Raw genomic sequence first — 14,237 nt, 5'->3', positions numbered from 1 at the left:
TTGCTACGCACTGGCCACCACACCGTTTTTATGACGGTCAGCCACGCGAGAGAGCACGATGCCCCAGGCCGCCCATGTATCCCGAGCCCTTTCCCCCCAGGCGCAGTCACTGGTCGAGCAGGAAAGCCGCCAGGGTGTCGAGCAGGCGTTCGCTTTGTTCGACCAGGTCTCCAGCCAGCTCAGCCAGTCCTACAGCCTGCTCGAAGCCCGGGTCAGTGAGCTCAAGGGCGAGCTGGCGGTGGTCAGCGCCCAGCGCATCGAGGAGTTGAACGAGAAAGAACGCCTGGCCAACCGCTTGCAGCATTTGCTGGACCTGCTGCCGGGCGGGGTGATCGTCATCGACGGGCAGGGTAGCGTTCGCGAAGCCAATCCGGCCGCCTGCGAGTTGTTGGGCAAGCCATTGATCGGCCAGCTGTGGCGTGAAGTCATTGCCCGCAGTTTTGCCCCGCGCCTGGACGACGGCCATGAAGTGTCCCTGCGCGACGGCCGTCGCCTGTCCATTGCCACGCGCTCGCTGGATGCCGAGCCGGGGCAGCTGGTGCTGCTCAACGACCTGACGGAAACCCGTCGCCTGCAAGACCAGTTGGCACGCCACGAGCGATTGTCCTCGCTCGGGCGCATGGTCGCCTCGCTGGCGCATCAGATTCGCACGCCGCTCTCTGCTGCCATGCTCTACGCCAGCCACCTGGCCGACCCTGAACAGGCGTTGACCACTCAGACCCGGCAGCGCTTCGCTGGCAGTCTCAAGGAGCGTCTGCATGAGCTGGAACAACAGGTCCGCGACATGCTGGTGTTCGCCCGTGGCGAGTTGCCACTCACGGATCGAATTTCTCCGAAAGCCTTGTTCCAGGCGTTGCAGCAGGCTGCGCAGACGCATGTTCACGGGCACGCGGTGCGCTGGCAGTGTGACAGCCGCCTGGGTGAGCTGCTGTGCAACCGCGACACGCTGGTGGGTGCACTGCTGAACGTGATCGAAAACGCCACCCAGGCCAGCCAGGGCGCTGCGCGGCTCAAGGTGCACCTATGGCGTCGCCAGCAGACCCTGCACCTGTGCATCAGTGACGCTGGCACTGGCATTGCACCTGATCTGCTCGCCCGTCTTGGCGAGCCCTTCCTGACCACCAAGTCGACCGGTACGGGGCTCGGGCTAGCGGTGGTCAAGGCGGTGGCCAAGGCCCACCACGGCAGCGTGCAGGTGCGTTCGAAGGTGGGGCGCGGCACCTGCGTGCGGGTGGAGTTGCCCTTGATCGATGGGTCGTTGGCGGAGAGCCGGTGATGACGGTGAATGTGTTGCTGGTCGAGGATGACCGTGTGCTGCGCGAGGCACTGGCCGATACCCTCGACCTGGGTGGTTTCGCCTACAAAGCAGTGGACAGCGCAGAGCAGGCCCTGAAAGTGGTGCACGAAGAACCCTTCAACCTGGTCATCAGCGACGTGAACATGCCGGGCATGGACGGCCACCAGTTGCTGGCCCAGCTGCGCCGCCAGCAGCCGCAATTGCCGGTATTGCTGATGACCGCTCACGCGGCCGTGGAACGGGCGGTGGAAGCCATTCGCCAAGGTGCGGTGGATTACCTGGTCAAACCCTTTGAACCCAAGGCGCTGCTCAACCTTGTGCAGCGGCATGCCGCCGGGCGTATGACGGACGAGGAGGGCCCTGTTGCACGCGAGCCCTCCAGCCGGCAGTTGCTGGAGCTGGCCGCACGCGTGGCGCGCAGTGGCTCGACCGTGTTGATTTCCGGTGAGTCGGGCACGGGCAAGGAAGTGCTGGCGCGCTACATCCACCAGCAGTCCCCCCGTGCCAGCCAGCCGTTCGTTGCGATCAACTGTGCCGCCATTCCGGACAACATGCTTGAGGCCACGCTGTTCGGCCATGAGAAGGGTGCCTTTACCGGGGCGATCGCTGCCCAGCCCGGGAAGTTCGAGCAGGCCAAAGGGGGTACCTTGCTGCTGGACGAGATCTCGGAAATGCCCCTGGCCTTGCAGGCCAAGTTGCTGCGGGTGCTGCAGGAACGTGAGGTCGAGCGGGTAGGGGGGCGCAAGCCCATCGCGCTGGATATCCGCGTGGTGGCCACCACCAACCGGGACCTGGCGGGCGAGGTGGCTGCCGGTCGTTTTCGCGAGGACCTGTTCTACCGGTTGTCCGTGTTCCCGCTGGCCTGGCGCCCCCTGCGCGAGCGGCCCGGCGACATCGTTCAACTGGCCGAGCGCTTGCTGGCTCGTCACATTGCAAAAATGCAGCATGCCCCCGTGCGCCTGTCCGCCGACGCGCAGGCCTGCCTGCAAGCCTGGACCTGGCCTGGCAACGTGCGTGAGCTGGATAATGCATTGCAGCGCGCCTTGATCCTGCAGCAAGGCGGGGTGATCGAGGCGGCGGATTTTTGTCTTGATGGCGCCATTCCCTTGTCAGGTGGCACTGTGCCACTATCTGGGCAAGGTGGACTTGCAGCCGAGCAGGGCGACGACAAGCGGCGTCACGAGTACCAGCAGATCATCGATACCCTGCGGGCCGAGCGAGGTCGGCGCAAGGAAGCGGCCGAGCGCCTGGGGATCAGCCCGCGCACGCTGCGCTATAAGCTTGCGCAGATGCGCGACGCCGGTTTCGACGTCGAGGCCAGTCTGTTTGGCGAGTAAGACAGTCGCGTTTACCCTGCAGACGTCATCTCTAGCGCGGGTAATCCAGCGCTCTTTTAGGCATCGCCCGCCAAGCGTGCGTGATCTTCACGGTGCTTCGTAGCCTGATACGCCCGTTTTTTCCTAGACGTATTCACCCTTTCATAAGGCTGGCACCTTTGTTGCTTTACGAAGGCTATCCGCCGCATGACTGTCAAAAATATGCGGCCGCCGGAGAGAGAAGCTCATGACCCAAGGTGTTGAATTCAATCGTCTGATGCTGGACATGCGGGCCATGCAGGCCGATGCCATGTCGCTGCCGAAAGTATCAGCCGCCCCTGAGCTGGCCCCAGGGCAAAGTACCTTTGCCGACATGCTGGGCCAGGCCATCGGCAAGGTGAATGACACCCAGCAGGCCTCTTCGCAGCTGGCGAACGCGTTCGAAATCGGCAAGACCGGGGTCGACCTCACCGACGTGATGATTGCCTCGCAGAAAGCCAGCGTTTCGATGCAGGCCTTGACCCAGGTACGCAACAAGCTCGTCCAGGCGTACCAGGACATCATGCAAATGCCGGTTTGAGGGCAGACGTAGACCATGGCTGAAGCAGTCGTCGACAACGCGCCCGCCAAGGGCGGCGCGCCAGCGCCCAAGGCACCCCTGGTGCGCCTGGCGTTCCTGGAAAACATTGCGCAGATGCCCATGCTGCGTCAGATCGGCCTGATGGTCGGCCTGGCTGCCAGCGTGGCGATCGGCTTTGCCGTGGTGCTGTGGTCGCAGCAGCCGGACTACCGTCCGCTGTACCCCAGCCTGTCGGGCATGGACACCAAGCAGGTCATGGACACCCTGGCGGCGGCCGACATTGCCTACAACGTGGAACCCAATTCCGGGGCCCTGCTGGTCAAGGCCGACGACATCTCCCGTGCGCGCCTGAAGCTGGCAGCTGCGGGCGTGGCGCCTACCGACGGCAACGTCGGCTTCGAGCTGCTCGACAAGGAGCAGGGCCTTGGCACCAGCCAGTTCATGGAGGCCACGCGTTACCGCCGCAGCCTGGAAGGCGAATTGGCGCGCACCGTGTCGAGCCTGAACAACGTCAAGGGTGCCCGCGTGCACCTGGCCATTCCCAAGAGCTCGGTGTTCGTGCGCGATGAGCGTCGGCCCAGTGCATCGGTACTGGTCGAGCTCTATCCAGGTCGTGCACTTGAGCCCGGCCAGGTAATGGCCATCGTCAACCTGGTGGCCACCAGCGTGCCTGAGCTGGACAAGTCCCAGGTCACCGTGGTCGACCAGAAAGGCAACCTGCTGTCCGAACAGATCCAGGATTCTGCCCTGACCCAGGCCGGTAAGCAGTTCGACTACAGCCGCCGAATGGAAGGCATGCTGACCCAGCGTGTGCACAACATCCTGCAACCGGTGCTGGGCAACGACCGCTACAAGGCCGAAGTGTCTGCCGACCTGGACTTCAGTGCGGTCGAGTCCACCTCCGAGCAGTTCAATCCGGACCAACCGGCGCTGCGCAGTGAGCAGTCGGTCGACGAGCAGCGCGCTAGCAGCCAGGGCCCACAAGGTGTGCCGGGCGCGTTGAGCAACCAGCCACCGGGTGCCGCTTCGGCGCCACAGACCACTGGCGGTACCGCAGGTGCAGCGGGCGCCATCCAGCCTGGCCAGCCGTTGGTCGATGCCAATGGCCAGCAGATCATGGACCCGGCCACCGGCCAGCCGATGCTCGCGCCTTATCCGTCCGACAAGCGCCAACAGAGCACCAAGAACTTCGAGCTCGACCGCTCCATCAGCCATACCCGCCAGCAACAGGGGCGCATGACGCGCCTGTCCGTGGCGGTTGTGGTGGACGATCAGGTCAAGGTGGACGCCGCCACCGGGGAGACCACCCATGTGCCGTGGGCTGCCGAGGACCTGACGCGCTTCACCCGGCTGGTCCAGGATGCCGTTGGCTTCGACGCCAGCCGGGGCGACAGCGTGACCGTGATCAACGTGCCGTTCGCGCCAGACCGTGGCGAAGAGATTGCCGATATCGCGTTCTACCAGCAGCCCTGGTTCTGGGATATCGTCAAGCAAGTGCTGGGCGTGCTGTTCATCCTGGTGCTGGTGTTCGGCGTATTGCGGCCTGTGCTCAACAACCTGACAGGGGGTGGCAAGCAGCCTGCCCTTGAAAATGACATGGAGCTGGGCGGCATGATCGGTCTAGATGGCGAACTGGCCAACGACCGCGTCAGCCTGGGTGGCCCGACAAGCATTCTGCTGCCTAGCCCCACCGAGGGTTACGAGGCACAGCTCAACGCAATCAAAGGCCTTGTGGCCGAAGACCCGGGCCGCGTAGCCCAGGTCGTCAAAGACTGGATCAACGCCGATGAGTGATAACCGAGCCGTTACCGCCAAGCTGAGCCGCGTCGACAAGGCAGCCATCCTGCTGCTCTCGCTGGGTGAAACCGACGCCGCGCAGGTACTGCGCCACATGGGGCCCAAGGAAGTGCAGCGCGTGGGCGTGGCCATGGCGCAGATGGGCAACGTGCACCGTGACCAGGTCGAACAGGTGATGAGCGAGTTCGTCGAAGTGGTCGGCGATCAGACCAGCCTGGGCGTGGGCTCCGATGCGTACATTCGCAAGATGCTCAACCAGGCACTGGGCGAGGACAAGGCCAACGGCCTGGTCGACCGCATCCTGCTCGGTGGCAACACCAGCGGCCTGGACAGCCTCAAGTGGATGGAACCACGCGCCGTGGCCGACGTGATCCGCTACGAGCACCCGCAGATCCAGGCCATTGTCGTGGCTTACCTGGACCCTGACCAGGCCGGTGAGGTGCTGAGCAACTTTGACCACAAGGTCCGGCTGGACATCGTATTGCGCGTCTCGTCGCTCAATACCGTGCAACCTGCTGCCCTGAAGGAGCTGAACCAGATTCTGGAGAAACAGTTCTCCGGCAATTCCAACGCCGCGCGCACCACCCTGGGTGGCATCAAGCGTGCCGCCGACATCATGAACTTCCTCGACAGCTCCGTGGAAGGCGCCCTGATGGATTCGATCCGCGAAATCGACAGCGACCTGTCCGAGCAGATCGAAGACCTGATGTTCGTCTTCAACAACCTGGCCGATGTGGATGACCGCGGTATCCAGGCGCTGCTGCGCGAGGTGTCTTCCGACGTGCTGGTGGTGTCGCTCAAGGGCGCGGACGAGCGGGTCAAGGACAAGGTGTTCAAGAACATGTCCAAGCGTGCTTCGGAACTGCTGCGTGATGACCTCGAGGCCAAGGGTCCGGTTCGTGTCAGCGATGTTGAAACGGCCCAGAAGGAAATCCTCACCATCGCCCGTCGCATGGCCGAAGCCGGCGAAATCGTGCTCGGTGGCAAAGGTGCCGAGGAAATGATCTAAGCGGCGAGCCGCCATGGGTCAGCGCAAGGCGATTGCGTCACGCACGCAATCTGCCTTAGCGTGCAGTCTTCGGCAGGCGGTATGGCGCCTGGCACCCTGATAGACAGGTTTTTGAATGTCGACCAAAGAACATCACCCCAGTGACCTGATCCGGGCCCGCGACCTCGAGGGCGTAGACGTCTGGACGTTGCCCAGCTTCGACCCCCAGCCCGCGCACGAGCCTGAGCCCGAACCGGTCGAGGTGGAGGAAGAAGTCGAGGAAGTGCCGCTGGAGGACGTTCAGCCGCTAACCCTCGAAGAGCTCGAAGCTATTCGCCAGGAAGCCTACAACGAAGGCTTCGCAACCGGTGAGCGTGATGGGTTTCACAGCACCCAGCTCAAGGTGCGCCAAGAGGCCGACGAGGCCCTGAAGGCGAAGCTGGCCAGCCTGGAAAAGCTAATGACCCATTTGATGGAGCCCATCGCCGAGCAGGACACCCAGATCGAAAGGACCCTGGTGCACCTGGTGTCGCACATGGCGCGCCAGGTGATCGGCCGTGAACTCACGAGCGATTCCAGCCAGATTACCCAGGTGCTGCGCGAAGCCCTCAAGCGCCTGCCCATGGGTGCCGACAATATCCGTATTCACCTGAACCCGCAGGATTTCGAACTGGCCAAGGCCTTGCGCGAGCGCCACGAAGAGCAGTGGCGCCTGCTCGAAGACAGCACCCTGCTTCCCGGTGGCTGCCGTATCGAGACTGCCCACAGCCGTATCGATGCGACCATGGAAACCCGCATCGAGAAGACCGTCGCGCAGTTGTTCGATCAGATGCATGACCATGCGCTGCACCCGGCAGCGCCTGATGTGAGCGTTGACCTGGACGCGCCGGTGGAGGACGCCGATGCGCCTTGACCGTACTAGCTTCGCCAAGCGCCTGGGCAGTTATGCCGAGGCCATCGAGGTGCCGGCGCAACCGGTGGTCGAGGGGCGACTGCTGCGCATGGTAGGCCTGACCCTGGAAGCCGAAGGGCTCAGGGCAGCCGTGGGTAGCCGCTGCCTGGTGGTCAACGACGACAGCTACCACCCGGTGCAGGTCGAAGCGGAAGTCATGGGGTTCTCTGGGTCGAAGGTGTTCCTCATGCCGGTTGGCAGCATTGTCGGCATCGCCCCGGGTGCCCGCGTGGTGCCGCTCGACGACGGTGGCCGGCTGCCCATGGGCATGAGCATGCTGGGCCGGGTACTGGACGGCGCGGGCCGCGCGCTGGACGGTAAAGGCGGCATGAAGGCCGAGGACTGGGTGCCGATGGACGGGCCGGTGATCAACCCGCTCAACCGCGACCCCATCAGCAAGCCGCTGGACGTGGGCATCCGCAGTATCAACGGCCTGCTCACCGTCGGGCGCGGCCAGCGCCTGGGCTTGTTCGCCGGTACCGGTGTGGGCAAGTCGGTCTTGCTGGGCATGATGACCCGCTTCACCGAAGCCGAAATCATCGTGGTCGGCCTGATTGGCGAGCGGGGCCGCGAAGTGAAGGAATTCATCGAACACATTCTTGGCGAGGAGGGGCTCAAACGCTCCGTGGTGGTGGCTTCGCCCGCTGACGATGCGCCCCTGATGCGCTTGCGGGCGGCCATGTACTGCACCCGTATCGCCGAGTATTTTCGCGACAAGGGCAAGAACGTGCTGCTGTTGATGGATTCGCTGACCCGCTTTGCCCAGGCGCAGCGGGAAATCGCACTGGCCATCGGGGAGCCGCCCGCCACGCGTGGCTATCCGCCTTCGGTGTTCGCCAAACTGCCCAAGCTGGTCGAGCGAGCGGGCAATGGTGAGCCGGGTGGCGGCTCGATCACGGCGTTCTACACGGTGCTGTCCGAGGGCGACGATCAGCAAGATCCGATCGCAGATTCGGCCCGGGGGGTGCTGGACGGCCACTTCGTACTGTCGCGACGGCTGGCCGAGGAGGGTCACTACCCTGCAATCGACATCGAAGCGTCCATCAGCCGGGTGATGCCCCAGGTGGTCGATGCCGACCACCTTCGCCAGGCGCAGAAATTCAAGCAGCTCTGGTCTCGGTTGTCGCAGAGCCGCGACCTGATCAGCGTGGGTGCCTACGTGGCGGGCGGGGACCCCGAGACTGACCTTGCCATCGCGCTGCAGGCCAGGCTGGTGGAATTTCTGCGGCAAGGGCTGCGTGAGAACGTGGGCATGGCGCAAAGCCGCGATCAACTGGGGGCGATCTTCACGCCCCCGGCGGGCTGATAGGCCATGGCATTGCCCGGACGTGCGGCGCGCCTGGCCCCCGTGGTGGACATGGCCGAGGAAGCCGAGCGCAAGGCGGCCCAGCGCCTGGGCCATTTCCAGCAGCAGGTGGCCACGGCCCAGGCCAAGCTAACGGAGCTGGAGCGCTTTGGCGAGGATTATCAACAGCAGTGGCTCAACCGGGGCGGCCAGGGTGTAGACGGAAACTGGCTGGTCAACTACCAGCGCTTTCTCGGCCAGCTGGAAACGGCCATGACCCAACAGCGCCAGAGCCTCACCTGGCACCAGAACAACCTCGCCAATGCCCGCGGCACCTGGCAGCAGGCGTATGCGCGGGTAGAGGGCTTGCGCAAGCTGGTGCAACGCTATATGGACGAGGCGCGGCGCGCCGAGGACAAGCGCGAGCAGCGCTTGCTCGACGAGTTGTCCCAGCGGCTGCCGCGGCAGGGGCCGCTGTAGCTGGGGGAGCTTGATCTAGCCCCAGGTCTCTGCCCACCGGCCAATACAGCTCCCATCCCCGCTTGCCCCCTCGCCCCATCACTGCTACACCTTCATGGAGCCGCATCCGCCATCATCGAAGGAATCGCTAGCATGGCAGTGGAAACCGATGTCTCGCAGGACGGTAAAAAGCTGACGATCAAAATCAAGGGACGTTTCGATTTCGGCAAGCACCAGGCCTTTCGTGAGGCCTACGAACGCCAGCCACGCCGCCCTGACGCGGTCATCGTCGACTTGCAGGAAGTGACCTACCTGGACAGCTCTGCATTGGGCATGCTTCTGCTGCTGCGCGATCACGCCGGCGGGGACGAGGCGGATGTGCGGGTCGTCCATGCCAATTGCGACGTACGCAAGATTCTCGCCATCTCCAATTTCGACAAGCTTTTCGACATCAGTTGAATGCGCCGATGGCTGATGAACTTGGGTTGACCGTGCTGGTGGCTGAAGATGGCGCGGCCGATCGTCTGCTATTGGCGCAGATCGTCAGGCGCCAAGGACACGACGTGTTCACTGCCGAAAATGGCCAGCAAGCCGTGGACGTGTTCAAGGCTCGACGCCCGCAGCTGGTGCTACTCGATGCGTTGATGCCGGTCATGGACGGTTTCGAGGCGGCGCGGCAGATCAAGGCCCTGGCTGGCGAAACCCTGGTGCCCATCATCTTTCTCACGGCACTCAACGAAGAACAGGCCCTGGTGCGTTGCCTGGAAGCCGGTGGGGATGATTTTCTGGCCAAGCCCTACAGCGCAGTCATTCTGGCAGCCAAGATTCGGGCCATGGACCGGCTGCGACGGCTTCAGGCCACGGTGCTGGATCAGCGCGATCAGATTGCGCGGCACCACCACCATTTACTCAACGAACAGCGGGTGGCCAAAGCCGTATTCGACAAGGTGGCCCATTCTGGCTGTCTGGACGCACCGAACATCCGCTTTTTGCAATCGCCGTACGCGCTGTTCAACGGCGACCTGATGCTGGCCGCGCTCACGCCGTCCGGGGACATGCGCGTGCTGCTGGGGGACTTCACCGGGCACGGGCTGCCGGCTGCCGTGGGGGCCATGCCGCTGGCCGAAGTGTTCTACGGTATGACGGCCAAGGGCTACGGCATGGCGCAGGTATTGCGAGAGATGAATGCCAAGCTCAAGCGCATCCTGCCTGGCGACATGTTCTGCTGCGCACTACTGGTCAACCTGAGCATGCAGCGCGGCGCAGTGGAGGTATGGAATGGCGGCATGCCTGACGGCTTCCTGCTGTCTTCGGAAGGCCGGGTGTTGTCTGCGTTGGTTTCCAGGCACTTGCCGCTGGGTGTTCTGAGTGCAGAGCAGTTTGACGACCAGACCGAGGTTTGGCCGCTGGCGCCGGGCGAGCGGCTGCTGCTGATGTCCGATGGGGTGCTCGAAACCGCCGACGATCAGGAACGTCTGTTCGGTGAGCAACGCCTGCGGGCGGTATTGGCCGACAACCGCAATCCCGCGCTGTTGTTCGATGAGCTGCTCGACGCGCTGCAACGCTTCGGTGGGCGGGCGCGCGACGATGTCAGCTTGTGTGACATACGCATGCTGGGTGCGCAATTGCCGCAGCCCATGGCGATGTTGCCTCAGGACCTGGGCCGCTGTAGCGCCATGGACTGGTCGCTGAGTTTCGATGTGAGAGGAGAAAGCCTGCGCCGTTTCAACCCGGTACCCTACCTGGTGCAATTGTTGCAGGAAATACATGGCCTGCGTTCATCGGCCGGCACCCTCTACAGTGTGCTGAGCGAACTGTACTCTAATGCGCTTGAACATGGCGTGCTGGGGCTGGATTCTCGGCTCAAATGCGATGCGCCAGGCTTTGCCGATTATTATCAGGAGCGTGCCAGGCGCTTGCAGGTGATCGAAGAAGGCTACGTGCGCATCAATCTTGCAGTTGAACCGCTCGCCGCTGGTGGGCGTCTGAAAGTGGAGGTCAGGGACAGCGGCGAAGGGTTCGACGTGCAGCAGGTGCTTGCGCAGCCATTGCCAGAGCAAGGCCTCAGTGGCCGGGGAATGGCACTGGTCAGGCGCCTGTCCACTGTGGCGCGCTGGACAGAGGGCGGGCGCTGTGCGCACGTCGAGTTCATCTGGTGAGTCCGCGTCGGGCTCTGCCATAATCTGACTTGATCAAGGAGCGAACAAGTGGCTGACATGCATATCGACCACAAGGTACTCAGTGACCTGCGTGAAATCATGGAAGACGGCTATCTGCAGCTGGTGCAGACCTTTCTGGACGATTCCGAACGGCGTCTTGGCCAACTTCACGCTGCCCGCAGCGCAGTGGAACTCGGCGCCGCCGCCCACAGTTTCAAGGGCAGCAGCAGCAACATGGGCGCCGTTGCGCTGGCAACTCTGTGCCAGGAACTCGAGGACAAGGCCCGCCATCCCCCGCTGCTGGGCATCGAAGACCTTATCAACCGGATTGATCTGGAGTTTGCCGAGGTGCAGCGCTTCTACCGTGCCGAACATCATCGGATATCGGCGGGTTAGCCCACGCGCTTGCCGCCCCCGTATGAGTTGGCGCGAGTTTTGCTGGGTAATGCCCGTGATCATTTTGTTTATGGCGCGGAGACTGCTCAATGCCTGTTGCATCCAACCCTTTGCTGCAAGCCAACATCAAGGCTGACGCAGCCCGTTCTGCTAGCGCCACCGCCGCCAAACCCCAGCAGACGCTGGGCGAGCAGGGTGATGGCTTCGGTCAGATGATGGCCAGGCAGGGGCGTGACAAGGTTGCCGGCGCTGCAGACAAGAACGCTTCGAGCAAGGCCGCTGAAAAGGCTGAAGCGGCCTCAAGCGGCAAAGGCAAGCCTGCCGACAAGCGCAGCGTTGCCGATGACGGCAATGCCTCGCCCACCGAGCACGCCACCCAGGCCGACACTGGCATGCGCGATGCCAGCCTGGTTGCCGGTCAAGTCACTGACGCGCAGCCTGGCGCCCAGTTGATCCAGGCCCAGGCCGAGGCGGTAGCCCCTGTTTTGCAGGCTGCCAATGATCAGCCGCCGTCCGAAGAGGCGCCAGATTTCGACCCTGCTGCCGATGCCCTGGCGAACTTGCCTACCCTGCGCCTGGCCCTGGAGCACAGTGCCCAAGCCAAGGGGGCCACCTCGGCCCATGCCGCAGACCCTGGTCAGCAACAGGCGCAGGCTGCGTCCGTCAATACCTTGGCGCAGGCGGGGCAAGGGGCCGAAGAAGCTTCCACCGACACCGGTGACAAGGCATTTGGCGCATTGCTCGAAGAAGGGTTGAAAGACACCAAGGGCGCCAACAGCGATACCCGAATCGATGACTTCGCCAGCCGCCTGGCCAACCTCACCCAGGCGGCAACGGCCAAGACGGCCAACGCCGTGCCGGTGAACCCCAACCCGTTGCAGCAGCCGCTGTCGATGAACCAGAACGCCTGGACCGAGGGGCTGGTGAACCGAGTCATGTACTTGTCCAGCCAGAACCTCAAGTCGGCTGATATCCAGCTTGAGCCTGCCGAGCTGGGGCGCTTGAACATCCGCGTCAATGTCGCCGCCGACCAGGCTACCCAGGTGACCTTCATCAGCGGCCACGTCGGTGTACGCGATACGCTGGACAGCCAGGTGCACCGGCTGCGCGAACTCTTTGCCCAGCAGGGGCTGGCCCAGCCGGATGTCAACGTGGCCGATCAGTCGCGAGGTCAGCAGCAACAAGGGCAGGCGGCGCAGGGGCAGGGGGGGAATGGTCTGTCCGGGGTGGCTGCGCGTGCAGGGGAGGGCTCGGTCGACGCAGCCGAGCGCGAACGGCCTGTGGAGCAGCAGGTCGTGATTGGGGACAGCGCTGTGGATTATTACGCCTGAGGCGGCTGAAGATAGGGTGACCGCCCGGCTGCCAATGCTGTTCATGTAAGACCGCTGGGGCCGTGTAATGGCCCCAGCCTGGACGCTCGCCTATTTGGCATAACACTTGCTCACCCCAAGCCATCTTCCCAGTTACTCCCGATGGACGACGGAATATTGGCATGGCGAATACCGAAGCAGTCAAAGACCCTGCCCCAAAAGGCAAACTCAAACTGATCCTCCTGGCCGTGGGTGGCCTGCTGGTGGCCGTGGGCATTTCCGTGGGCGCCACATGGTTCATCATGCACAAGAGCGAGCCTGCGCCTGCTGAGCAGGAAGGCGCCAGCACCACGAAGCCAGCGGCCATCTACGAAGCGCTCACACCCGCGTTCGTGGTGAACTTCAACCAGAATGGTCGCCAGCGCTACATGCAGGTCAGCATCACCTTGCAGGGGCGCAATCAGGCTGACCTCGATGCCCTTAAAGTGCACATGCCGGTCATCCGTAACAACCTGGTGATGATGTTCTCCGGGGTCGGCTTCGATACCCTGGCCAGCAGTTCGGTCGGCCAGGAAATGCTGCGCCAGAAAGCGACCGTCGTGGTGCAGGAAGTGGCCCAGAAAGAAGTCGGCAAGCCCGTGATCGACCAGTTGCTGTTCACCAATTTCGTATTGCAGTAGGAGCACGCAATGGCCGTACAGGACCTGCTGTCCCAGGATGAGATCGATGCCCTGCTGCACGGCGTCGACGATGGCCTGGTGCAGACTGAAAGTGCATCCGAGCCTGGCAGTATCAAAAGCTATGACCTGACCAGTCAGGACCGTATCGTCCGGGGCCGCATGCCGACCTTGGAGATGATCAACGAGCGATTTGCCCGTTATACCCGCATCAGCATGTTCAACCTGCTGCGCCGCTCGGCCGATGTGGCCGTGGGCGGCGTGCAGGTGATGAAGTTCGGGGAATACGTGCATTCGCTGTACGTGCCCACCAGCCTCAACCTGGTCAAGATCAAGCCGCTGCGCGGCACCTCGCTGTTCATCCTCGACGCCAAGCTGGTGTTCAAGCTGGTGGACAACTTCTTCGGCGGGGACGGCCGGCACGCCAAGATCGAAGGCCGCGAGTTCACCCCGACCGAGTTGCGCGTGGTACGCATGGTGCTGGACCAGTGCTTCATCGACCTCAAGGAAGCCTGGCAGGCGATCATGGAGGTGAACTTCGAGTACATGAACTCCGAGGTCAACCCGGCCATGGCCAACATTGTCGGCCCCAGCGAGGCGGTCGTGGTGTCCACGTTCCATATCGAGCTCGACGGCGGCGGGGGCGACCTGCACGTGACCATGCCGTACTCGATGATCGAGCCGGTGCGTGAAATGCTCGATGCCGGGTTCCAGTCCGATCTGGACGACCAGGACGAACGCTGGGTCAAAGCGCTGCGTGAGGACGTGCTTGATGTCGCCGTTCCGGTAACGGCCACGGTAGCCAGGCGTCAGCTCAAATTGCGGGACATCCTGCACATGCAGCCCGGGGATGTCATCCCGGTCGAGCTGCCCGAGCACCTTGTGCTGCGCGCCAACGGCGTGCCGGCCTTCAAGGCGCGCCTGGGCTCGCACAAGGGCAACCTGGCGCTGCAGATCATCGACCCGATCGAACGCCGCTGACGGCGGCCGCTCCCAACGAACTGAATGCCTGTCGAGGAAA

Annotated in this window: 14 protein-coding genes; all 14 read left to right on the top strand. The window is 63.4% G+C overall.

The window, feature by feature from the left end; all coding sequences use genetic code 11:
• Window positions 1-58: 58 nt before the first annotated feature.
• The 14 genes from NMB38_RS14840 (at window position 59) to fliM (ending at window position 14,197) form a co-directional block, all read left to right on the top strand.
• Window positions 59-1,276 carry a sensor histidine kinase gene (locus tag NMB38_RS14840; RefSeq protein ID WP_028687993.1) on the top strand — a complete coding sequence of 406 codons (1,218 nt, stop codon included), beginning with the start codon at window positions 59-61 and terminating at the stop codon, window positions 1,274-1,276.
• Window positions 1,276-2,634: a sigma-54-dependent transcriptional regulator gene (locus NMB38_RS14835; protein WP_132578755.1), complete on the top strand. Its 1,359-nt coding sequence runs from the start codon at window positions 1,276-1,278 to the stop codon at window positions 2,632-2,634. The genes NMB38_RS14840 and NMB38_RS14835 overlap by 1 nt, the downstream gene beginning before the upstream one ends.
• 226 nt (window positions 2,635-2,860) lie before the next feature.
• Window positions 2,861-3,193 carry a flagellar hook-basal body complex protein FliE gene (gene fliE, locus NMB38_RS14830; RefSeq protein WP_023533916.1) on the top strand — a complete coding sequence of 111 codons (333 nt, stop codon included), beginning with the start codon at window positions 2,861-2,863 and terminating at the stop codon, window positions 3,191-3,193.
• 15 nt (window positions 3,194-3,208) lie between these two features.
• Window positions 3,209-4,987, top strand: a complete 1,779-nt coding sequence (fliF, locus tag NMB38_RS14825) for a flagellar basal-body MS-ring/collar protein FliF (RefSeq protein WP_023533998.1) — start codon at window positions 3,209-3,211, stop codon at window positions 4,985-4,987.
• Window positions 4,980-5,999: a flagellar motor switch protein FliG gene (gene fliG / locus NMB38_RS14820; protein ID WP_023533955.1), complete on the top strand. Its 1,020-nt coding sequence runs from the start codon at window positions 4,980-4,982 to the stop codon at window positions 5,997-5,999. The genes fliF and fliG overlap by 8 nt, the downstream gene beginning before the upstream one ends.
• Window positions 6,000-6,114: 115 nt before the next feature.
• A complete protein-coding gene (gene fliH / locus NMB38_RS14815) occupies window positions 6,115-6,891 on the top strand; it encodes a flagellar assembly protein FliH (RefSeq protein WP_027915949.1) in 777 nt (258 codons plus the stop codon).
• Window positions 6,881-8,236, top strand: coding sequence for a flagellar protein export ATPase FliI (gene fliI, locus NMB38_RS14810; RefSeq protein ID WP_023533988.1), 1,356 nt, complete (start codon window positions 6,881-6,883; stop codon window positions 8,234-8,236). Before fliH ends, fliI begins: the two co-directional genes overlap by 11 nt.
• A gap of 6 nt (window positions 8,237-8,242) precedes the next feature.
• Window positions 8,243-8,695 (top strand): flagellar export protein FliJ, encoded by a 453-nt coding sequence (gene fliJ / locus NMB38_RS14805; protein WP_027915950.1) that lies wholly within the window; start codon window positions 8,243-8,245, stop codon window positions 8,693-8,695.
• Between the two features lie 132 nt (window positions 8,696-8,827).
• Window positions 8,828-9,133: an STAS domain-containing protein gene (locus tag NMB38_RS14800; RefSeq protein WP_027915951.1), complete on the top strand. Its 306-nt coding sequence runs from the start codon at window positions 8,828-8,830 to the stop codon at window positions 9,131-9,133.
• Window positions 9,134-9,141: 8 nt separating this feature from the next.
• Window positions 9,142-10,833 carry a fused response regulator/phosphatase gene (locus NMB38_RS14795; protein ID WP_028687991.1) on the top strand — a complete coding sequence of 564 codons (1,692 nt, stop codon included), beginning with the start codon at window positions 9,142-9,144 and terminating at the stop codon, window positions 10,831-10,833.
• Window positions 10,834-10,881: 48 nt separating this feature from the next.
• A complete protein-coding gene (locus NMB38_RS14790; protein WP_027915953.1) occupies window positions 10,882-11,229 on the top strand; it encodes an Hpt domain-containing protein in 348 nt (115 codons plus the stop codon).
• Window positions 11,230-11,318: 89 nt separating this feature from the next.
• A complete protein-coding gene (locus tag NMB38_RS14785) occupies window positions 11,319-12,560 on the top strand; it encodes a flagellar hook-length control protein FliK (RefSeq protein WP_027915954.1) in 1,242 nt (413 codons plus the stop codon).
• Window positions 12,561-12,721: 161 nt separating this feature from the next.
• On the top strand, window positions 12,722-13,219 hold the full coding sequence (gene fliL, locus NMB38_RS14780) for a flagellar basal body-associated protein FliL (protein WP_023533973.1): 498 nt from the start codon (window positions 12,722-12,724) through the stop codon (window positions 13,217-13,219).
• 9 nt (window positions 13,220-13,228) lie between these two features.
• Window positions 13,229-14,197, top strand: coding sequence for a flagellar motor switch protein FliM (gene fliM, locus NMB38_RS14775; protein WP_023533965.1), 969 nt, complete (start codon window positions 13,229-13,231; stop codon window positions 14,195-14,197).
• Window positions 14,198-14,237: the final 40 nt, after the last annotated feature.

It is taken from the genome of Pseudomonas sp. FBCC-B35, from assembly GCF_059133755.1.
The sequence above is the reverse complement of the archived record's forward strand: the minus strand, read 5'-3'. Positions and strand labels throughout refer to the sequence as shown.

Bases quoted from the DNA above. Each gene is read 5' to 3' on its own strand.
- NMB38_RS14840 (WP_028687993.1), top strand. From the start codon at position 59: ATGCCCCAGGCCGCCCATGTATCCCGAGCCCTTTCCCCCCAGGCGCAG.
- NMB38_RS14835 (WP_132578755.1), top strand. From the start codon at position 1,276: ATGACGGTGAATGTGTTGCTGGTCGAGGATGACCGTGTGCTGCGCGAG.
- fliE (WP_023533916.1), top strand. From the start codon at position 2,861: ATGACCCAAGGTGTTGAATTCAATCGTCTGATGCTGGACATGCGGGCC.
- fliF (WP_023533998.1), top strand. From the start codon at position 3,209: ATGGCTGAAGCAGTCGTCGACAACGCGCCCGCCAAGGGCGGCGCGCCA.
- fliG (WP_023533955.1), top strand. From the start codon at position 4,980: ATGAGTGATAACCGAGCCGTTACCGCCAAGCTGAGCCGCGTCGACAAG.
- fliH (WP_027915949.1), top strand. From the start codon at position 6,115: ATGTCGACCAAAGAACATCACCCCAGTGACCTGATCCGGGCCCGCGAC.
- fliI (WP_023533988.1), top strand. From the start codon at position 6,881: ATGCGCCTTGACCGTACTAGCTTCGCCAAGCGCCTGGGCAGTTATGCC.
- fliJ (WP_027915950.1), top strand. From the start codon at position 8,243: ATGGCATTGCCCGGACGTGCGGCGCGCCTGGCCCCCGTGGTGGACATG.
- NMB38_RS14800 (WP_027915951.1), top strand. From the start codon at position 8,828: ATGGCAGTGGAAACCGATGTCTCGCAGGACGGTAAAAAGCTGACGATC.
- NMB38_RS14795 (WP_028687991.1), top strand. From the start codon at position 9,142: ATGGCTGATGAACTTGGGTTGACCGTGCTGGTGGCTGAAGATGGCGCG.
- NMB38_RS14785 (WP_027915954.1), top strand. From the start codon at position 11,319: ATGCCTGTTGCATCCAACCCTTTGCTGCAAGCCAACATCAAGGCTGAC.
- fliL (WP_023533973.1), top strand. From the start codon at position 12,722: ATGGCGAATACCGAAGCAGTCAAAGACCCTGCCCCAAAAGGCAAACTC.
- fliM (WP_023533965.1), top strand. From the start codon at position 13,229: ATGGCCGTACAGGACCTGCTGTCCCAGGATGAGATCGATGCCCTGCTG.